This window comes from Myxococcus guangdongensis (genome assembly GCF_024198255.1).
GTDB classification, from domain to species: Bacteria; Myxococcota; Myxococcia; order Myxococcales; family Myxococcaceae; genus Myxococcus; species Myxococcus guangdongensis.
This window is the reverse complement of the sequence record NZ_JAJVKW010000021.1, coordinates 51296-71287: the sequence shown is the minus strand read 5'-3', so window position 1 is coordinate 71287 and position 19992 is coordinate 51296. Positions and strand designations below refer to the sequence as shown.

15 protein-coding genes are annotated in these 19992 nt (G+C 70.0%); 4 read left to right on the top strand and 11 right to left on the bottom strand.

Annotated elements, in window-relative coordinates; all coding sequences use genetic code 11:
• Positions 1–12 precede the first annotated feature (12 nt).
• Entirely contained in the window at positions 13–474 is a 462-nt protein-coding gene (locus tag LXT21_RS40570) for a carboxymuconolactone decarboxylase family protein (protein ID WP_254043620.1), read from the bottom strand.
• A gap of 130 nt (positions 475–604) precedes the next feature.
• Between LXT21_RS40570 and LXT21_RS40565 the strand changes: the two genes are divergently transcribed.
• Positions 605–1489, top strand: a complete 885-nt coding sequence (locus tag LXT21_RS40565; protein WP_254043619.1) for a sigma-70 family RNA polymerase sigma factor — start codon at positions 605–607, stop codon at positions 1487–1489.
• A 12-nt stretch (positions 1490–1501) separates the two neighbouring features.
• Here the strand turns inward: LXT21_RS40565 and LXT21_RS40560 are convergent, their stop codons facing one another.
• From LXT21_RS40560 to LXT21_RS40550, 3 genes are all read right to left on the bottom strand, one after another.
• Positions 1502–2788 (bottom strand): WD40 repeat domain-containing protein, encoded by a 1287-nt coding sequence (locus tag LXT21_RS40560; RefSeq protein ID WP_254043618.1) that lies wholly within the window; start codon positions 2786–2788, stop codon positions 1502–1504.
• A gap of 261 nt (positions 2789–3049) precedes the next feature.
• Entirely contained in the window at positions 3050–3796 is a 747-nt protein-coding gene (locus LXT21_RS40555) for a DUF2652 domain-containing protein (protein WP_254043617.1), read from the bottom strand.
• 51 nt (positions 3797–3847) lie between these two features.
• Positions 3848–5881 carry a radical SAM protein gene (locus tag LXT21_RS40550; protein WP_254043616.1) on the bottom strand — a complete coding sequence of 678 codons (2034 nt, stop codon included), beginning with the start codon at positions 5879–5881 and terminating at the stop codon, positions 3848–3850.
• Between the two features lie 188 nt (positions 5882–6069).
• Here LXT21_RS40550 and LXT21_RS40545 point away from each other — a divergent pair, with 188 nt between their 5' ends.
• Together LXT21_RS40545 and LXT21_RS40540 are read left to right on the top strand one after the other, a co-directional pair.
• Entirely contained in the window at positions 6070–7140 is a 1071-nt protein-coding gene (locus LXT21_RS40545) for a hypothetical protein (RefSeq protein WP_254043615.1), read from the top strand.
• 194 nt (positions 7141–7334) lie between these two features.
• On the top strand, positions 7335–8750 hold the full coding sequence (locus tag LXT21_RS40540) for an alpha/beta hydrolase (protein ID WP_254043614.1): 1416 nt from the start codon (positions 7335–7337) through the stop codon (positions 8748–8750).
• A gap of 1 nt (position 8751) precedes the next feature.
• On the opposite strand, the gene LXT21_RS40535 is transcribed toward LXT21_RS40540, so the two are convergent.
• The 4 genes from LXT21_RS40535 to LXT21_RS40520 form a co-directional block, all read right to left on the bottom strand.
• Positions 8752–9957 (bottom strand): serine hydrolase domain-containing protein, encoded by a 1206-nt coding sequence (locus LXT21_RS40535; protein ID WP_254043613.1) that lies wholly within the window; start codon positions 9955–9957, stop codon positions 8752–8754.
• A gap of 121 nt (positions 9958–10078) precedes the next feature.
• Positions 10079–10822, bottom strand: coding sequence for a LytR/AlgR family response regulator transcription factor (locus LXT21_RS40530; RefSeq protein ID WP_254043612.1), 744 nt, complete (start codon positions 10820–10822; stop codon positions 10079–10081).
• Positions 10788–11906, bottom strand: coding sequence for a sensor histidine kinase (locus LXT21_RS40525; protein WP_254043611.1), 1119 nt, complete (start codon positions 11904–11906; stop codon positions 10788–10790). The genes LXT21_RS40530 and LXT21_RS40525 overlap by 35 nt, the downstream gene beginning before the upstream one ends.
• Before the next feature lie 62 nt (positions 11907–11968).
• Positions 11969–13105, bottom strand: a complete 1137-nt coding sequence (locus tag LXT21_RS40520) for a pyridoxal phosphate-dependent aminotransferase (RefSeq protein ID WP_254043610.1) — start codon at positions 13103–13105, stop codon at positions 11969–11971.
• A 386-nt stretch (positions 13106–13491) separates the two neighbouring features.
• Here LXT21_RS40520 and LXT21_RS40515 point away from each other — a divergent pair, with 386 nt between their 5' ends.
• A complete protein-coding gene (locus tag LXT21_RS40515; RefSeq protein WP_254043609.1) occupies positions 13492–14448 on the top strand; it encodes a hypothetical protein in 957 nt (318 codons plus the stop codon).
• A gap of 55 nt (positions 14449–14503) precedes the next feature.
• Here LXT21_RS40515 and LXT21_RS40510 read toward each other — a convergent pair whose 3' ends face one another.
• The 3 genes from LXT21_RS40510 to LXT21_RS40500 are packed head-to-tail and all read right to left on the bottom strand — an operon-like array spanning position 14504 to position 19955.
• Positions 14504–15454 (bottom strand): NAD-dependent epimerase/dehydratase family protein, encoded by a 951-nt coding sequence (locus tag LXT21_RS40510; RefSeq protein WP_254043608.1) that lies wholly within the window; start codon positions 15452–15454, stop codon positions 14504–14506.
• Positions 15451–18060 (bottom strand): SDR family oxidoreductase, encoded by a 2610-nt coding sequence (locus tag LXT21_RS40505; RefSeq protein WP_254043607.1) that lies wholly within the window; start codon positions 18058–18060, stop codon positions 15451–15453. Before LXT21_RS40505 ends, LXT21_RS40510 begins: the two co-directional genes overlap by 4 nt.
• Positions 18060–19955 carry an FAD-binding oxidoreductase gene (locus tag LXT21_RS40500; protein ID WP_254043606.1) on the bottom strand — a complete coding sequence of 632 codons (1896 nt, stop codon included), beginning with the start codon at positions 19953–19955 and terminating at the stop codon, positions 18060–18062. Before LXT21_RS40500 ends, LXT21_RS40505 begins: the two co-directional genes overlap by 1 nt.
• Between the last annotated feature and the right edge of the window lie 37 nt (positions 19956–19992).

Here is a 19992-nt window from a genome sequence, read left to right as displayed (position 1 = left end):
CGCTGTCGCGCGCTACCAGCGGGCGTTCGGGTCCACCCGCTGGCGCGTCGCCGCGTTGAGGCGGTTCCAGAGGTTGACCAGCCCGATGGACATCACGAGCGTGCCCAGCGCCGTCTCGTCGTAGTGCCGGGCCGCCTCCTGCCAGACGTCGTCGGGCACCGCGTCCGAGCGATCGCTCAAGCGGGTGACGCACTCGGTGAGCGCCAGCGCGGCGCGCTCGGCGTCGGTGAAGTAGGGCGTGTCGCGCCAGGCGGAGACGGCGAACAGTCGCTCCTCGCTCTCGCCGGCCTTCCGGGCCGTGCGCGGGTGCATGTCCACGCAGACGGAGCAGCCGTTGATCTGACTGGCGCGCAGGTGGACCAGGTCCAGCGTCTTCTGCGGCACGCCGCCCTTGCTCGTCGCCTTGGCGAGCGCCATCAGCGCGTGCATGGCCTCGGGGACGACCATCGCGGGGTTCTTCATGCGGGAGTTCATGACAGGGGTGCTCCGGGAGCCGTGGAGGCTCCGGTGGAAGGGAGTTGCCGCAACGACTGTCTGCGTGTCACATCGACGCCGTGTTGCGTCCGGCGCCGCGATGACGGAGCCCCGCGAAAGAATGTGACCGATGGACGAAGAAATTCGGCGAGCCAGGGAGTTCGAGTCCCACCGGACACACCTTCGGGCCGTGGCGTACCGGATGCTGGGCTCGGTGAGCGAGGCGGAGGACGCGGTCCAGGAGTCCTGGCTCCACCTGAGTCGGGCGGACACCCACGATGTGGTCAATCCCCGAGGCTGGCTGACGACGGTGGTGGCGCGGGTGTGCCTGGACTTCCTGCGCACCCGCAACTCCCGCCGCGAGGAGTCCGAGGACCTCCACGGGGTCTCCCGGCTGGAGAGCGTGCCCGCCGCGAGCGACCCGGAGCAGGAGTCGCTGATGGCGGACTCGGTGGGCGTGGCGCTGCTGGTGGTGCTGGACGCGCTCAGTCCTCCGGAGCGCATCGCCTTCGTGCTGCACGACATGTTCTCGCTGTCGTTCGATGACATCGGGCCCATCGTGGGACGCACGGCGACGGCGACGCGGCAGCTGGCCAGCCGGGCCCGGCGTCGGGTCCACGGCGCCGCGCTCTCTCCGGACGCGGACCTGAGCCGGCAGCGGGAGCTGGTCGCGGCCTTCCATGCGGCGGCGCGGGGCGGGGACCTGGAGGCGCTGCTCGCGGTGCTGGACCCGAACGTGGTGGCGCGCACGGATGCGCGGGTGTTGCCACCCGGGGCGCCGCGAGAGGTCCGGGGCGCGACGTTCGTGGCCCGTCAGGCCACCATCGCTTCGGCGCGTGCTCGCTTCACGCAGCTCGCGCTCATCGATGGACAGGTGGGGCTGGTCATCGCTCCCTCGGGCCGGCTGGTCTCCGTGCTGCGCTTCACGGTGGAGGGGGGGCGCGTGGTGGCCATCGAGTCCATCTTCGACCCGGAGCGCCTGCGGCAGCTCGAGGTGACGGTGTTCCCCAGTTGAGTCGAGCCCGGCTCACCAGGCGGTGCCGCTCAGGGTGCTCTCGCGCAGGCCGCCCTGCGGGAGCACGGTGAGGAAGCGACGCGACACCGGGTGCCACGCGGCGGGCTTGAGCGTGGCGTCCTCGTGGAGCTTCTCGCCGGTCTCGATGTCCCAGACGGCGGTGCCGGTGTCCACTGCGCTGGCGAGCAGCAGGTTGCCGTCGCACTCGAAGGCGCCGCGGGGTCCCGGGAACCAGCGCAGGAGCTTGCCCGTGGAGACGTCGTGGAAGAGCGCGGCGTCGATGAGCATGTCCGCGTCGCTGCCGAAGCCCCAGGTGGCGAGGATGCGGGGGCCCACGAAGCAGCGCGGGCCGTCCCAGTGATAGGGAATCTCGCGGAGTCGGCGTCGCGAGGGACCGTCCTCGGACTCCCAGACGTTCTCCCGCACCCAGCGCCCCAGTGAGAGGCTGGTGAGGATTCCCACCGGGTGCCAGACCCAGCCATCGTCCACGAGCCACTCGTCGTTGGGCGACACGGTGAGGCCGCAGTGGAAGTAGTCGAGCTCGTGCGCGGGAATGGGTTGGTTGGGCTCGCCTCGGGGCGGGCGCTCGCGCGTGCTCAGCAGCGCTCCGGTGGCGGGGTCCGACAGGTCGAGTCGGTTCCACGCGGTGGCGTGCACGAGCAGCGTGCGCTCCGCGTCACGGAAGAAGGCGACGGAGAAGTCGCAGTGTTCCGTGTGGTACGAGCCGCGGTCGAGCCGCATCGTCACCGCGCCGGTGGAGAGGTCGACGACGACGCCGATGCTCCCGTGCTGGTGGACCACGGCGGCGAAGCGGGCGCAGGGGGAGACGTGCAGCGCGAGCGGTGCCGCGAAGTCGATCGACGTGAGGCTCACGGAGCCCAGCTGCTCGGGTGTGTCTTCGTTGAAGTCCAGGCGCAGCAGCGTGCCTTCCGCATCCACCGCGAGCCAGCTCGAGGCGCCGAGCGCGGCGACGGCGAGCGGCTTGCGTCCGGCGAGTGAGGGGAAGGCGTGTTCTCGATGTTCGAAGCGGAGGTTGGTGGCGCGGGCGCGGGACTCGGGGCGGCCGATGACGCCGATGATGTCGAAGATGCGACCCATGGTGGACTGCTGGCAGTCCCCACAGATGGGGCGGTGGGCCTGTCCGGGATGACTGATGCGGCTGCAGTCCTCGCACAGCAGGTCCATCGAGGAGCCCTTGCCGGTGAAGCGGATGTAGTAGCCCGCGTCCTCGTTCTCGAGCAGGTGGACGCAGCTCAGACCCGCGATGGGCGCGGCATGTCCACAGGCGAGTGTCTCCACGGCGGACCTCGGGGTGAAGGTGTGGCCGGCAAGGTACCCGAGCCGCGTGGATGTCGCATCCGACGCGAGTCGCGGAGGCGCTGTGACACCGGTGTGGCGCGCTCCGCCGCCTGTGAGGCGGAGTCCAGGTCCGCTTGTGTCGAGAAACTCCGTCCGCGCTTCACCTGGGGCTCACGCACTCGCCCCGGTGAGCAGGTGGCCTACCCGAGCGCCGACGCATCGAGCCTTGGGCAGGCCTGGAAGATTCCGCCGCGCGCCCGATCAGGCGCGGTGGTCCGCCTTGGGCGCATCGCTGGCGTCGACAATCTCGACGTTGCGGAAGTCCTCGCAGGGCTTGGCGAAGCCGAGCACGTACTTCAGCGTGCGCAGCTCCAGCAGCACCTTGTTCCACAGCCTGCGCGGCAGGCTCGGCTTCACGGCGACGGGCAGCGTCAGCGCGCTGTCGTTGAGGTCCAGGTAGTGGCACGTCGTGCGCCCCAGGCCCTCGAACTCGTGCTCGAGTCCCTGCGCCCGTCCCCTCAGCTCCGGCTCCAGACGCTGGTGCACCGCGTCGGTCATCAGGACGTACTCGGTCACCGGCACGTCGTTCTTCAACATCCGGTGCACGAGGATGACGTCGACGCCCGCCAGCTCCGTGAGGTGCTTGACGCGCTGGAAGGCCACCTCACCCGAGTGGGCCACGAACTTGAGCGTCAGCGAGCCCACCTGCATGCACCCGTCGCACTTGCACATGCGGTCGACGTCCAGCAGCGTCCTCCGCGTGACGAACGCGCGCCGGATGTCGGAGATGCGCTGGGCGAGCGAGCCGTGGTCCTCCCCCACCGCGTAGAAGAACGCCGCGTCGCCCTCCAGCTTGGCGAGCTTGAGCTTCCCCGACGCGTCGATGACCGCTTCGAGCAGCTGCGCCACCGAGTCCTGCGCGTGCGCGAGGCTGAAGCGGTGATGCTTCATGAAGCGGGTGTAGCCGCCGATGTCCGCGATGAGCAGCAGCGCCTTCTCTGTCGCCATTCTGCCACCAGCGTAGCCCAGGGCCCCGGAGAGGCAAGCCGCCGCCCGGACTCAGCGCTCCGCCTCCACCTCCTCGCGAAGGCGATGCAGGGCCTCGGCGAGCGGATTGTCGGAATGCAGCCTCACCCGGGTGGGCATGCCGAGCAGCACCGCCAGCTCCGTGAACGCCTTCATCACCGGCCCCGGCGCCTGGGTGTCGACCTGAATCATCAGCGACTTCTCCCACGACACGGTCTCCAGCCGGTCGTCGGCGGACAGGTAGGGGCGCAGGAGAGGCACCATGTCGGCGGCCCCGGAGTTCTTCTTCGCGAAGTACCCGGTCACGATGACGCGCTGGCTCGTGAGCATGAGCGCCCGTCCCCCCTGGCGGTGGGCCAGGTATCCCAACCGGGGGCCGAAGTGTCCCTCCTCGAGCAGCACGTGCGCGCCGGCCAGGGTGACGGCGCCCTCCAGGTCCTGGGTGTAGCGCGCCGCGGCCTCCGCTGAATCGAACAGGACCCACAGCCGGGTCCGAGTGGCCTTCGGATGTCTCGACGCGAGCGTCTGCTTCAGGTGGGCCTCCTTCGGCACCTCCACCAGCTCCGCCGCGAGCACCGCCCCATGCTCCTGCGCCATCGCCTGGAGGCGGGCCGCGCGCGTGTCGAGCGCCTCCTTGTCTCCGGCATCGCCCCAGAACTCCACCAGCCCATGGAGCTGGTTCGCATGGCGCACGAAGGTGCCGAGCTGCTCCGCGTCCAACGCGCGCGCGAGCTCCGGGAGCGACGCCGCGTCCTTCACCCCGAACACCGTGGCCAGCAGGACCTGGGCGTGGACATGGATGCCTGTGTGGACCATGCGGCCCTTGTGCTTCCACACCCGCGTCCGCAACGCACGGAAGTCGTCTCCCAGCGTCATGTTGGTGTGCATCAGCACCGAGCGCCCCACCGCGAGCATCACCTCGGGCGAGTACTCGTCCTCCGCGACGCGGATGCCCTCGGCCGCCAGCAACGTCTTCCACCGCTCGGGGTACTCGCTCCCCGACTTCCAATCGGGGACGAGCGTCTCCAGATAGGCCGTCGCCTCCTCGGGTGTATCGAAGCGGCCCACGAGCACGCAGTCGCCGCTGTTGTTGCCGGAGAACCCGCGCCACACCCGGACACCGTCCTCGAGCGAATCCGCACGCGGCGAACTCACGCGCGCGCAACCCGGCAGGGGCGACGGCGTGGACAGCGTCGCCTGGTTCTTCTCCCACGCCTGGAGCACCTCCTCCGCCAAGCCGATGGGCAGGCCCGCGCCATGGAACGAGCAGGACTTCAGCCGCCGGTCCGACGTCAGCGTGACGAAGTCGCGTCCCGCGCCACAGTCGCCACCGAAGAGCCGGGGCACCTCCAGCAACATGTCCCCGAAGCAGACCGACAGCCGCGTGCGCACTGGACTCTCTGCGACGATGGCCGTGAGCCGCGCCTCGTCCTCCGCGCCGAGCCGCAGCGTCGCATCCCGGCCCACGTAGCGCAGGAGCGCGACATCACGACACCCCAACGCCTCCAGCCTCCGCAGCCGCTCCGGAAGTCCCGACACCTGCTGTGGCGTGGCCAGCAGGTTCACCCCGAAGGTCTGCCCCGCGCGGGCCAGCCGCCGCACGCTGGCCTCCCAGTCGTTGTCCTCGTACAGGGAGACGCGGACCTCACCCAGATGAGGCCGCAGTCCCGCGAGCCGCTCCTCGGAGAGCAGCACCCCGTTCGTGGTGAAGTGGATGGCCAGCGGCGTGTGCGTCGCCAGCCGCTCGACGAGCGCATCGAAGCCCCGGAACGCGAGCGGCTCTCCGCCACCGAAGGCCACCTCCAGTGTCCCCGCGCGTGACAGCCCCGAGAGCACCTCGAACGCCGAGTCCACCGTCCAGTCGCTGCGCGCCTCGCGCTCCCTCGAACAGAAGCCGCACGCCAGGTTGCACGCGTTGGTGATGCCGAAGAGCACCAGCCGGGGCGCGCGCCGCCGCAGGTGGCGTGTCCCGGGAGCATCGAGGCGGAGGTTCGTCCCCGTCTTCCGATGGAACCAGAGGAGGGCGCCGTCGAGTGCATGGGGGCGCCAGTCGGGCTGCGGCTGCATGGGGACCTCGTGGGGAGAGTGGCCCCATACGTCCACCTTCGCACAGCCCTGACCCGATGGCGCGCCCGGTCGAACGCTCGCTCAGTTCGTGAAAGTCCGTGCTCTTACATTGCAAGAAACCTTTGCGGGGGCCGGGCCGATAACGAATCAGAAGCCCCGCTCATCCCCACACCCCCGAGGTTCCAGCCATGGGCATCCGGCTCCCCAGCTTCAACGACGTGAAGAAGACGGTGACCCGCACCGTGGACGACGTGAAGGACACTGTCGTCGACAAGGCGAAGGGTGTGAAGGACGCCGTCGTCGACAAGGCCCAGGACGCGAAGAAGGCCGTCGTCGACACCTCGCGCGACGTCTTCGAGGATGTGAAGCGCAACCCCGTCGCGGACGCCTTCAAGAAGGCCATCACCGACCCCAAGGACCTGGCGCGGGACGTGTTCCAGACGGGCCTGCGGACCGCCTATCACGGCGCCAACGCGGTGCTTCCGGACGGCGCGACGAACGTGCTGCTCAAGGGCGCCGAGATGGGCGTGGACGCGCTCGCCAAGACGTCCGAGCTCGTGCTGGGCAAGGACGCCTCGCTCACCGACAGCCTCAAGAAGCTGGGTGAGGTCGACCTGGAGGCCATCAACCGCACCACGGACCCGGTGACGGGCCAGAAGCTCGAGGCCGACTGGACGAAGCTGTGGGGCACGTGGCTGCTCGAGGAGAAGCCGGCGGACCTGGGCACGTGGGACAAGACGACGGACAGCGAGGGCCGCACCGTCGACCGCGTCACCGTCACCGACGAGAAGTACACCCAGGACCTCGCCGGCCGTCCGCACCAGCAGCAGCTGACCGAAGAGTTCTTCAAGATGTACCCGAACCCCCAGCCGGGCGACGTCTTCCCGCCCACCAGCGGGGACCCGAAGGCCATCGCCGACGCGAAGGACAAGGCGCTGTATCGCTTCACCGGCCCCGGCACCTCCGAGAACAACAAGGACGCGCCGTACACCGCGCTCGAGTGGTTCATGGGCTCGTACAACACGAAGATTGAGTGCACCGGCATCGACCCGAACACGGGCAAGCCGAACCTCGAGTACACGGTGACGAACAACTCCCACCTCGAGTCGGGCACGCGCGTTCCCCAGTCCTTCCAGGACAAGGGCCTGCCGGACGCGCTCGTGGGCGACGTCGAGCGCGAGCGGGGCCTGGGCGTCGGCGGCAGCTTCATCCAGGACTTCGTCTGGACGAGCAACGGCGTGGACAACCCCAACAAGTAACGCACCCCTCCCGCTGTATCCATGAAGGCCCGGTGGTCGCGTCGAAGCGGCCCCGGGCCTTCTGTCTTTGCGCCACAGGGGCCGCACACCGGGATGTTTGTCTTTGCGCGTCATCTGATTTTCGCGCACATCAGGAAACTCATTCCCACCCATCGCGATGATAAAGGCATCCCCCAGCCCTTCGAGGCGATGTCATGGCCCCCATCTCTTCTGTCGACCGTGGAGCAGCCGAGGCAGCCCGTAGGCGCGCGGAGGCGGCGCGAATCGCCGCCCAGGCCCAGGCCGCCGCCGCCAAGGCGAAGGAGAAGGCCGCCCAGAAGCCCCAGCCCCAGCAGACGCTCACCGCGTTCGAGGGGAGCCGGAAGGTGGGGACGGAGAAGCTGACGGGACAGAAGGCCGCGCCCGTGGCGAAGGGCCCGCTCGACGCCGCGCCCGCGGACCCGAAGGCGCGGGCGGGCTGGTGGAAGCAGCTGTCCCCCACGGAGCAGATGCAGGCGGTCAGCGCGGACCCGAAGAAGGTCGGCTCCCTGGATGGCCTGCCCGCGTCCGTGCGCGACACCGCGAACCGCCAGCAGCTCAAGAACGAGCTGACCCAGCTCACCGCCGAGGCCGACCAGGCCAAGAAGCACTACCTGGACAACCGCTCGCTGGGGGACAAGCTGCGAGACGCGCTCCGTCCGGGCAGCGCCGCGGACGAGCCGGCCGAGAAGTTCCTCCCGCAGGAGAAGCGGCACCAGCTGGAGAACGCGCGGGCGGTGCAGAAGCAGCTGGAGCGGACGGAGAAGGAGGTCGGCTCCGCGCAGCTGCTCGTCTATGACTCCGCCTTCGTCAAGGGCGAGGGGCGCGCGGCCATCGTCGCCGGCAACCTGGACACGGCGAAGCATGTGTCGGTGAGCGTGCCGGGGCTCAAGTCGGACGTGCGCGACTACATGGACAACATCACCACCGACGCGCTGAACCTGCACAAGGCCGCGGGCAAGGAGCATGGCGAGGTCGCGACGGTGGCGTGGATGGGCTACGACGCGCCGGGCTTCCAGAACGTGGCGTCCGACAACGCCGCGGAGAACGGCGCGAAGCTGCTGGCCGCGGACGTGGCCGGCATCCGCGCCAGCCGCGAGGGCAGCCAGCCCCACCTGACGGTGATTGGCCACAGCTACGGCAGCACCACGGCCTCCATCGCCGCGGACAAGAACGGCTTGCAGGCGGATGACCTGGTGCTCATCGGCAGCCCGGGCGCCGGCAGCGCGAAGTCGGTGAAGGACTACGACGGGCCGCTCGCCAACGGACACGTCTGGTCCGGCTCGGCCAGCCGGGACTTCGTCTCCTGGCTCAACGGCAGCAACATGCCGGGAGACCCGCTGGGCCAGGACCCGTCCGAGGATTTGTTCGGCGCCAGGCGCTTCACCGCCGAGGCGGCGGACCGCGGCGACAAGAGCAACTTCGCAGACCACTCCAAGTACTACCGCGAGGGCTCCGAGTCCCTGGGCAACCTGGCCGACATCGTCACCGGCAACTACGGCGGCGTGGACTCGGCGAAGCACCGCTACGGCGAGCACGACTGGTTCAAGGGCAACCGCGTCATCGACCCGGAGACGCAGCGCCCCGTGTGATTCAAGGCCGTGTGCTCTGGTGCTCGCGCAGCGCGCGCACCAGGGCCCAGAGCCCCGCCTCGGCGGCGACCTGGTTGTCATTGAAGACGACGGCCACGAAGGCGTCGTCCGTCGGGAGATAGGCCACCACCGACGTGAAGCCCTGGATGCCGCCGCTGTGGCCCAGCATGAGGCCCGGCCCCTGCGGCACCTCGTAGAGCTGCACGCCGCGCCCGTAGAACATCGTGTTGCCCGGCTGGGCCGGCGGGTACATGACGTCCATCGAGTGCATGTCCTGGAACATGCGCTGGACGGTGTCCATGGGCAGCAGTCCGCCGGACATCAGCGCGTGCCAGAAGTGCACCAGGTCCTCCGCCCTGGAGGCCAGCGCGCCCGCGGCGTAGGGGGTGGCGTAGTCGACCTGCGTGACGGGCGCTCTCGCCAGATGGCCGCCGACGACCTGCGGGAGCGGCACGCCGGCGGTCCTCATCCGCGAGTGTTCGAGCCCCAGCGGCCCGGCGATGCGCTCCTGGAGGAGGTCCGCGAACGGCTTGCCCTCCACCTGCTCGAGGATGCGGCCGAGCATGACGTAGCCCGTGTTGCTGTACGCCCAGTGGGTGCCGGGGCAGAACTGGCGCGGATGCTCGGCGGAGACCTGAATCAACTCCTCCGGTGCGTGGTGGGGGCCGTCCTCGAAGCCGGGCAGGGCGTTGAAGCTCACCAGCCCGTGGGTGTGCTCCAGCAGGTCCGCGACGGTCATCGCCTCCGCGCCCTTCACCTGGGGGAACCAGGTGGAGACCGGCGCGTCCAGCGAGAGGCGCCCCTCGCGCGCGAGCTGCAGGACGAGCACCGCCGTGAAGCTCTTCGCCACGCTGGCGACCTGGAACAGGGACTCGGGGCCCACCGCCTCACCCGTGTCCGTGCGCGACACGCCGCGTGTCGCCGTCCACAGCCCTGCTCCTGGCAGGGCGACCGCGACGCTGGCCGCGGGGACATGTTTCAGGACCGAGTCCAGCGCGGTGTCCAGCGCCTGGGTGAGTCCGGCGTCGAGCGTCCCGGTGATGGGGCGCTGGGCGGCGAGCGTCGGCCAGACGTCCTCGGGTGCGCTGCGTCGGGTGGGGCCCCGGTAGGTGCGCTCTCCGGTGCAGCGCTCGGGACCTGGATTGGAGCTCGCACACCCCAGCAAGAGCAATCCCAGGAAGCAGGTCCAGCGGGTCATCGAGTGCATGGGTTCTCGCGTCGTCGGAAGTCCTGGACGCCGGCCCGGCTCAGGAGGGCAGGGGCCTCATCATCCTCGAGGCTCCTGCTGCGAAAGGGAACGCGTGGGGCGCGTGGATGTCGCGGAGTGGTCAGCCGAATCGCTCCTTGAGCACGGCCGCGTAGCTGCGGCTGAGCGGCAGGGGAGACTCGACGCCGCGCAGGTACACGTCGCCGCCGCCGCTGAGTCCCCGGTCCACGCGCTCGACGAGCGTCAGGTTGACCAGGGCGGAGCGGTGGATGCGCGCGAACGTCCGCTCCGGCAGCCGGGCCTCCCACTCCTTCAGGGGCCGAGGCGACAGCGTGCACGTCCCGTCCACCGTCACCAGCTCCACGTAGTCGCCCGCGCCGCGCAGGCAGACCAGCTGGTCCACCCGCACGAAGCGCGACTTCGCGCCGTTCTCGAGGAACAACATGTCCGTCTCGGTCAGCTTGTGCCGCGAGGGGCTCTGCGAGGCAGCGGGCTTGTCCTTCTCCACGTCCTCCAGTCGCGCCAGCGTCCGGGCCAGCCGCTCCGGGTGCACGGGCTTGAGCAGGTAGTCGAGCGCGTTGACCTCGAACGCCCTGAGGGCGTGCGCGTCGAACGCCGTCACGAAGATGACCTCGAGGCGCGGCTCCGGCAGCCGGGCGAGCAGGTCGAACCCGCTCTCCCCCGGCATCTGCACGTCCAGGAACAGCAGCTCCGGCTTCAGCTCCTCGATTCGCGCGAGCGCGCTGGCCACGCTGTCTGCCTCGCCCACCACCTTCACGTGGGGGAAGGGCGTCAGCATCTCGCGCAGCTCGGTGCGCGCCAGCCGTTCGTCATCCACCAGCAACGCGCGCAGCGGGTGCGTCATGTGACTCCTCGGCGAGAATCGGGGTCCACTCCTGGGCGGGCAGCTCCACGCGGACGCGCACCCAGCCCTCCTGCTCGGAGGTCTCCAGGCGCGCGCGCTCCGCGTAGAGCTGGGCCAGCCGCTCGCGCACGTTGCGAAGGCCCGTGCCCGTGCCCTCGGGGCCCATCTCCCGCGCGGGCGGCGCCCACATGCCGGTGTTCTCCACCAGGATGCGCAGCACGTCCTGCTCCCGCGTGATGCCCAGCCGCACCCGCACCGGCAGCTTCCCTGACGCCAGCCCGTGCTTCACCGCGTTGTCCACCAGCGGCTGGATGAGGAACGCGGGCACGGAGAGCCGCTCGGTGCCCGGCATCACCGACACCTGCACGTCCAGCTTCTCCTCGAAGCGCACCGACTCGATGCTCAGGTAGTTGCGCACCATGGCGAGCTCCTCCTCCAGGGGCACATGCGGGCTGTCCCCCTTCTGGAGCGAGAAGCGCAGGAAGTCCGCCATCTCCGTCACCATGCGCCTGGCGCGGGCCGGGTCCTCGCCAATCAGCGCGCGCACCGACGTCAGCGCGTTGAACAGGAAGTGCGGACGCACCTGGTGTCGCAGCGACGCCAGCCGCGCCTCCTGCGCCAGGGCGGCCGCCTTCAGCGCCCGCTCGCGCTCGTCCTGCCACGCCCTGGCGTGTTTGATGCCGAAGTACAGTCCGCTCCAGCCCAGCAGCGTCACCGCGTAGTCGAGCGCTCCCCGGGCGAACATCATGCGGTTGGTGCGCCAGTCGTACGTGTCATACATCCACGTGGCCCACGCCTCCGCGAGGAGCATCCACGCCACGCCGAACACCGCGGTGGTGACCATGGCCCAGGCGGCCTGTCGGGTGAAGCCGCCGGGGAACAAGCGCTGGTAGCCCAGCCGCATCAACGAGGTGAGCATCAGGCCGAACATCGCCCGGCTGCCCTTGGCGATGAGCAGGTGCGTTGCCCGCCCATCGGAGGCTGCCGCGGGCAGGAAGGTGACGATGAGCAGGAGCGCATAGAGCCCCCAGCCGCCGAACTGCATCGGCCAGAAGGAGGGCCTCGACGCCGCGCGGGAGTCCATGCGCGGCAGGGTACCAGAGGGCTCCGGGCCCGACGACGGGCCGGCGTGTTCGCCTGGCTGCCTCATCGCCCGAGCAGCGAGGGCAGCAGCGTGGCGAAGGCGGTCATCTCCTCCACCGTCCCCACCGTCAGTCGCAGGCAGGCGATCTCCGGGGCGATGGGGACGTGGGGCCGGGTCGTCAGGTGGAAGCCGTGGGGGATGAAGCGGCCGGGCAGGTCCAGCAGCTCCGGTGGCAGGGGCATCCAGACGAAGTTGGCGTGGGCCGGCACGGGCTTGAGCCCCGCGGCGTCCAGGGCCTTGGTGGTGATGCGGCGCGCGTCGGTGGTGAGCTTGCGCATGCGCGGCACGAAGGCCTTGTCCTGGAGGCTGGCGAGCGCGGCCTCGACGGCGAGCGGATTGGGCAGCGTCATCTGCCGCGAGTCGAGCTTCTTCACGAGCGCGGGCTGGGCGAGCGTGTAGCCCATGCGCATGCCGGCGAGCCCATGAATCTTGGAGAAGGAGCGCGTGACGATGACGTCCTTCCCCGCGCGCACCAGGTCGACCATGGAGAGGCCGGGCGCGGGCTCCAGGTAGTGGATGTAGACCTCGTCCACCAGCACGGTGGCGCGGGAGGCCATGGCCTCGCAGAACGAGCGCAGCCTCGCGGAGTCGACGACGGTGCCGGTGGGGTTGTTGGGATTGCAGACGGAGACCAGCTTCGTGTTCGCGTCCACGCGGGCCGCGAGCGCGTCCAGGTCGTGCGTCATCGTGGCATCGAGGGGGACGCGCTGGACCTTGCCGCCGGCCCGCTCCGCGAAGGTGGCCACGACGGGGAAGGACGGGTCGGGACAGATGACGCCGCCACCTCCGGCGCCGAATTCGTTGGCGAGGAGGACCAGCGCCTCGAAGGAGCCCGCGGTGATGAGGACATGCTCGGGCGTCAGGCCCTCCAGCTCGGCGATGGCGCGCTTGAGCGCGTCGACGCGTGTCTGTGACACATAGCGGCTGGCGAGATGGGGCGACTCCCGCATCACCCGCAGGGCGCCCTCACAGGGGCCGTAGCGGTTCTCGTTGGAGAAGAGGCGGACGGGGTCCTGGCTCCAGTTCCTGCGGGGGACAGGCGCGGCGGACGAGGGCTCGGGGCGCAGCGTGAGCGCGGCGGTGGTGACGGCGGCAGCGCCGGCGAGGAGGGCCCGGCGGGTGGGTAGGGTGTGGGGCACGAGGTTCTCCGTGCGCGAGTGGGCTGGGTGGCTTTTCGCGCGAGGCGGAGGTTAGGCGTTCGGCGCGCTCCCGAAGCGAGGGCATCTGTGAAGGGGGCTGGACGTCGGTGAACGGCGAGCCTTCGTCGACGAGCCGCGGCATCCCTCGGTGTTACAGCCGTGGGGCGCTTTTCCTGTCTGGGCGGAGCCCGTGCCTTGCGCAGCGAGTCAAATCCCTCAGCGGATTCACAATCACTGTTGCAACCCAGTGGGTCCCTGCTGACCAGGAGCCTGTCAGTCTTTGCGTCACAGTCATGTTCCGGGCTTAAGTGAAATGCTTGTTACGTGCGTTTTGCGGTTTTAATGCTACACCCACCGCCAACACGTACATCCAGGACTGGGAGGACATGATGGGCGTCAATTCCGTGGGAGGCTCGGGTTCGGGGCGCGGTACATCGGGTTCGAACTCCGCGTCAGGCAATGACAGGGCCTCGAATGCGGCGGACGCGGCGTCCAAGGCCGAGGCGGCGCGCGCGGAAGCCGCGAAGGCGGAGGCGGCGCAGGCGGAGGCCGCGAAGGTCGCCGAGGCCGCGGCCATCGCCGCGAAGGTGGACTTCAGCGTCAGCTCCTTCACCCCCGCCGCGGCGGTGACGAACATGCCGTCGCTGACGGCGCCGACGTTCTCCATGGCGCTCGCGAGCCCCACGTTGAACCCGTCGCTCACCGCGCCGAACTTCTCCGCGCCGAGCCTGATGTCCGCCACGCCGCTGGGCCCGTTGGACTCGTTCAATCCCTCGCTGCCCGACGTCGGCCCCGTCCCGGCGACGAAGCCCGAGCAGGTCGCGGACGCCCAGGCCGCGGAGGTCGCGGACGGGCTGCGCTTCGGCGCGGACGCCAACCAGGACGCCGTCAGCGCGCACACCCGCGAGGTGCTGGGCGAAATCATGGCCACGGCGAACGTGACGTCCGCGCGCATCACCAGCACCGCGCGCACGCCCGAGGCGCAGGCGCGCGCCATGTACGACAACATCCAGTCCACGGGCGTCGCGCGTCAGAAGTCGCTCTACGGCGCGGGCGGTGACGCGGTCATCGACACCTACTCCGAGTCCGTCGCGGCCGGATTGACGAAGGAGCAGACGCTCCAGGCGATGGTGGACCGCATCAACGAGCTGGGGCCGTCCAGCGTGTCCAAGCACATGGCGGACCCGACGCGGCTCAACGTCATCGACATCTCGCCCCGGTCGATTCCCGACAGCAAGAAGGAGGCCTTCGAGGAGGCCATCCGCGCGCATCCCGAGGTGTCGCGCTTCCTGGGCCCGTCCAACAACGACCCGGCCTACCACCTCGAAATCCGTCAGCCCTGAGCGCGGGCAGAGCCCCGGCGCGTGTCACCGCGTCGGGGCCCTCTCGCAGGTCCGCTCAGGCGCGGGGCTGGGACTGCCTCAGCCACGCCACCGTGTCGCTCAGCGTCTGGCGGTGGGCGCGCGGCTGGTAGTCGAGCTCCTCGTGGCTCCACAGGGTCTTGAAGCCCCAGTGGCACGTGGACATCTCGAGCACGACGGGGTCCGGCAGCTTCTTGAGCGGCACCTTCGAGCCCAGCTTCGCCAGGCCCTGGACGACGAGCGTGGGGACGTCGGGCTTGTCCACCTTGATGCCGGCCACCTCGCCCACGCGCTCGAAGAAGGTGCGCAGGGACAGGGACGTCCCGGGCAGGTGGTACGTGTCGCGCCACGTGTCGCGCTTCGCCAGCCGCGCGAGCGCATGGGCCACGTCCCGCACGTCGGTGAAGGCGATGCCGCCCGCGGGGATGAAGGGCAGCCGGCCGTTGAGCACGCGCGCGACGTTGGTCGTCGAGCGGCCCAGCGTGTCGCCCGGGCCGAGCAGCACCGGAGGCCGCACCACCGTCAGCTCCACGCCGAGCTGCTTCGCCAGCTTGCGCGACTGCTCCTCGGCGCGAATCTTCGACAGGTAATAGGGCCAGCGCCCGACGACGCCCTCCGCGTAGAGCGAGTGCTCGTCCGCCTCGATGGTGGCGTGGGGAAAGCAGCCCACCGTGCCGGACGTCGACACCAGCACCATCCGGGCGTCGAGCGCCTTCGCCGCGCGCACCATCGCCAGCGAGCTCTCGATGTTGAAGCGCACCATCTCCTCGGCGTGGTGCCGGCTGTGGTGCACCATGCCCGCCGCGTGAATCACCACGCGCGTGCCCTTCGCCTGGGACAGCCACGCGTCGGGCTCCATCGGCGTGCCCGACACTTGCTGGACCTTGGCGTCCAGCGGCGAGCGCACCAGCGCCACCGCGTCGTCGCCCAGGACCTCGAGCAGGTTGCGTCCCAGAAAGCCGCTGGCACCCGTGACGAGCGTCTTCACGACTGCACCTCGCCCCGCCACGCGCAGGCCTGCTGGAACTGGGCGAGCTGGGCCGCGTTCGGACCCCACTCGAGGTCGTCACCCGAGGGCTTCACGATGTCGAGCGACAAGAGCGCCTGCACCACGCCGTCCAGGTGCGGACGGTGCGCCACCGGCACGGCCTTCAGCTCGCAGGGCGCGCTCACCTTCGTCGCCTCCAGGTAGTCGCGCACCACGGGCTCGAAGAGCGCCTTGACCACCGCGTCGACGCGCGGGTCGCCCATCTCCGCCAGCGGCGTGGCGCACCAGCGGTAGCGCGACAGGTGCGTCTCCAGCGCGGGGTTGCCCGGCTGGCGCGCCAGCACGTCGCCCGCGAACCAGTTCTGCCACTGGTTGCGCAGCGAGTGCGCCAGCGTCGCGGGCAGGGGCGAGGGCACCGGCAGCTCGCTGGCGATGACGCGCCCGCCCCGCCGCTCGATGGCGTCCTTCAGCCACGCCTCGTCGACGCCCGGAATCGGGTGCTCGGCGAGGAACGCGCGCAGGTGGAAGCTGCTCACCGAGGTGTGGCGCTGCAGCTCGGCCATCACCGTGTGGCTCAGCGTGCGCACGTCCGTGTCCGGGCCCATGGCCTGGGGCTGTCCGCACGCCACGTGGACGCGGCCCAGCTGGACCTGTCCGCGCGCGAGCCGGCTCAGCCACGACATGACGCCCGTGAGCGTCATCTTCGGGCGCGGCTTGCCGGACAGCTCCTCGCACAGCGACGCCTCCTCCGGGAGCCTGTCATAGGAGATGGCCACGGGCAGCACGACGAACTGGCGCCCCGTGTTCTGCAGGGCGCGCAACAGGCCCCGCTTGGGCGGCAGCATCAGCCGGGCGCGGCTTCGCTGGCCCTCGATGAAGAACATGAGCGAGGCGTTCTTCTCGGTGAGCCGGCGCAGCTCCTCACCCAGCTCCGGCACCTCGCGGCCCACGCCGCGCTTGATGAAGAAGGCCTGCGAGTCCTTGAGGATGGGCCCCACCACGGGGATGCGGCCGAACTCCTCCGCCGCGGCGATGTGCGGCATGCAGATGCCCAGCTCCGGGTGCTGGAAGCACAGGTAGCTGGTGAGCAGGAAGTCGAAGTAGCTGCGGTGCGTGGGCGCCAGCACCACCAGCGCGCCCGGCGGCACCTGCGCCATCGCGCGCTCGAACGAGGGCCGGTCGAACGTCACGTCGCTCGTGCAGTGGCGGAACGTCTTGCGCAGCGCATAGCCGAACACCTTGAGCGTGGTGTTGGCGGCCGGGCGCTCCTTGAGCCACGTGCTGTCCGCCCGCCCGTCATCGTGCTTGGGCCCCGCGAAGGACACCTGCGTCTCGTCGCGCGACAGCAGGTGGCGGTACATGCCTTCGTTCACCACGCGCACGTACTCGCGCGGCTCGAAGTCGGGGACCTCCAGGGGGCGGGTCCGCACGAAGTCGAAGGTGTGGTGCGTGAAGTACGAGAAGCCCTCGTTGAGGTACTGGACCTTCTGGTCCGCGCGCACCAGCTTGCGGAGGGCCTTGCTCTGCCCGAGCAGCGACAGGACGGCCTTCTGCAACTGCACGGGCAACTCGCGCCGCATCAGGTCCGCGGCGTCGAAGCCGTGGTCCTTGCGGCCGACGAACATGTCCGGCGCCTTCACCACGCCGGGGCGGTGCTTGAACCACTCGATGGTGGTCGCCGCCGCCATGTCGATGCGCAGCGCGCGCTGCACGCCCATGGTGGCGTGGACGATGGGCACCGGCTGGCCTTCGGCCGGCATGGGGCCGAACACCGCGCGCACGACTTCACTGGCCACCACGTCCACCGGCACCACGTCCAGGCGCACCGACGGGTCCGCGTTGAAGGCCCGCACCACGCCCAGGCCGCTGTACAGCAGGCACCCGGCGAGCGCCGCCGGGCTGTCGAGCCAGGCCGGGAAGGGCGCGCGGTGCGCCGCGGACACGATGCTGGGGCGCACGATGACCACGGGCACGTGGCCGCGCCGCTCGCAGATGAGGTGCTCGGCGACGCTCTTGGTGAGCGTATAGGTGTTGGGGTGGCCGGTGAGCGTCAGCCACTCGCGGCCGTCGCCTTGCGCCACCTGGAACGCCTCGTAGAGCTCCGAGGCGGGCTTGGGCAGGTGCGCCAGCCGCTCCTCGATGGGGCCGGGGCGCCAGACGCTGACGTACGCGGTCGACACGTCGACCATGCCCACCACCTTGGGGCACTCGCGCGCCAGCTCCAGCACGGACAGCGCGCTGCGGATGTTGGCGGACGTGGCCTGGGCGAGCGGCAGGTCGAACTCCACGCTCGCCGCGCAGTGCACCACGTGGGTGATGCTGCCACGCACGGCGTCGCGGTCCGCGGCGGACAGGCCGCAGGCGGGCTGCTCCAGGTCACCGCTCACCACGTCGACGTGCTGAAGCCAGCCAGCCGGCAGGCGTGAGAAGCAGGCGGCCTGGGCCACCTTGGCGAAGCGCTCGGGGGCCGACTGCACGCGGCCCTGACGGTCCTTGGACTCGCGGACCAGCACGGTGACGCGCTCGACGCCCTGGTGGAGCAGCGCCTCCAGCACCACCTTGCCGACGAAGCCGGTGACGCCGGTGAGAAAGACATGGCGGGACATCAGTGAGGCTCCTCGTTCGGGGTGAGCGCCACCGGGCCGTTGATGCCGCTGTTCGACGCGCCGAAGAGGTTCTCCGGGTCGATGGCCGCCTTCACCTTGCGGTTCAGCGCCAGCGCGCCCTCGGAGTAGACCTCCGGCAGGAAGTCGCGGCGAATCTTGCCGACGCCGTGGTGGTGCGACAGGGAGCCGCCCGCGGCGAGGATCTCCTCGCGCGCCGCGTGCTCGAGCGCCGCGTAGGCGCCCACCGGGTCCGCCACGCCCTTCGCGTAGAAGCCCAGGTAGAAGTAGATGACCACGCCCGTCTGGTAGACCTGGGTGAGGCGGCCGGTGAAGAAGACCTTGCCGGGCAGCTTCAGCAGGGCGTGCTCCTTCTCCACCCGGCGCTGCACGCGCTCGTAGAGCTCCAGCGCGCGGCTCCACGGCACGCTCGTCTCGAAGCTCTCCGCGATGGCCCAGTGCTCGAAGGTGAGGTCGCGGATGTAGGCGATGCCGAAGGTGAGCTGGTAGCCGCGCTCGCCGTTGGCGCCGCCGCCCTTCATGCCGCCGTGCGCGGAGGCGATGCGGTAGAGCGTCTTCTCCTGGAAGTCGACCTCCTCGCGCGAGCCCTCGAACACGATGGTCGCCACCGCGAGCTTGTACGGGTCGAAGCCCTTGAGCTTCGTGACGACGACCTTTTCCAGCTCGCTCTTGAGCTTCGCGGCCAGCCCGTGCTTTGCGGGCTTGAGCGCCTGGCCGAAGTGGAACTGGGTGTTGTCCATCACGCGCACGCTGGCGGGCACCGCGCCGGACTGCTGCAACTCGTAGAGGAACGCCAGACCCTCGGCCAGGTCGGGGAAGATGACCGAGCCGTAGCGCTGCACCTCGGGCAGGGGGAAGAGCTTCACCACCGCGGTGGTGATGATGCCGAAGTTGCCCTCGCTGCCGAACATGTACTGGCGCGGGTTGACGCCCACGCTCTCACGGGGCGCCTGGCGCGGGCGCTCCACGATTCCCTGGGCGGTGACGACCCGCATGTCCAGCACCAGGTCCTCGATGTTGCCGTAGCGGTTCTTCTTCATGCCGCTGGCGTTGGTGGCAATCCAGCCGCCCAGCGTGGAGAACTCGAGGCTGTCGGGCTCGTGGCCCATGGTGAAGCCGAACTTCGCCAGCTCGCTCATCAGGTGGCGGCCGGTGGCCCCCGCCTCGATGCAGGCCATGCGGTTGACGGTGTCAATCCACAGGACGCGGTTCATCTGCCGCATGTCCACGGCGATGACCAGGCGCTGCTCGGAGAGAGGGATGCGCAGCGCCTCGGTGACGTTGGTGCCGCCGCCGAAGGGGATGACACACGCGCCGTGCTTCGTGGCGGCCTCCACCAGCTGGACCACCTCGTCGTGGCTGCGCGGGAAGACCACCAGGTCCGGGACCCGGTCCAGCTTGGTGTAGCGGATGGCCCAGATTTCTCCGCCCGTGTGGCCGTGGCCCCGGCGCAGCCGCTGCTTCGGGTCGTCGGTGAGCTGGTCCTCCTTCAGGAACCCGCGCAGCGCGGTCAGGAGCGCTTCGTCCTTCTTCGCCTCGGGAATTTGGGGCGGGTAGTGCGGCTCGTTGCGGTTGTCGTAGCCCAGCGGCGAGGCCAGCTTGGCGGCGAACCACGGCATCAGCTCCGGCAGCGCCACGTTGCTGATGTTGTAGCGGGTGCCCGTCAGCAGCGTGCTGCCATCCGGTTGCACCACGAAACGGGTGTCCTCGAAGCCCCAGCCCTCGAGTGATTCGACGTCCTGAGACGCGGGGGAAACGGGGGGCGTGAAGCGCGTGTCTCCAGACGACACGGTGGACGACTTGCCGTCGAGGCGCTCGCCTGTTTCGCTCTGCACCGCATTACCCAGACGGTGCAGCAATCCTGATTTGTCTGCCATGGTCGCGCGCAGTGGTACATAGGGTTGCTCGCTGCGT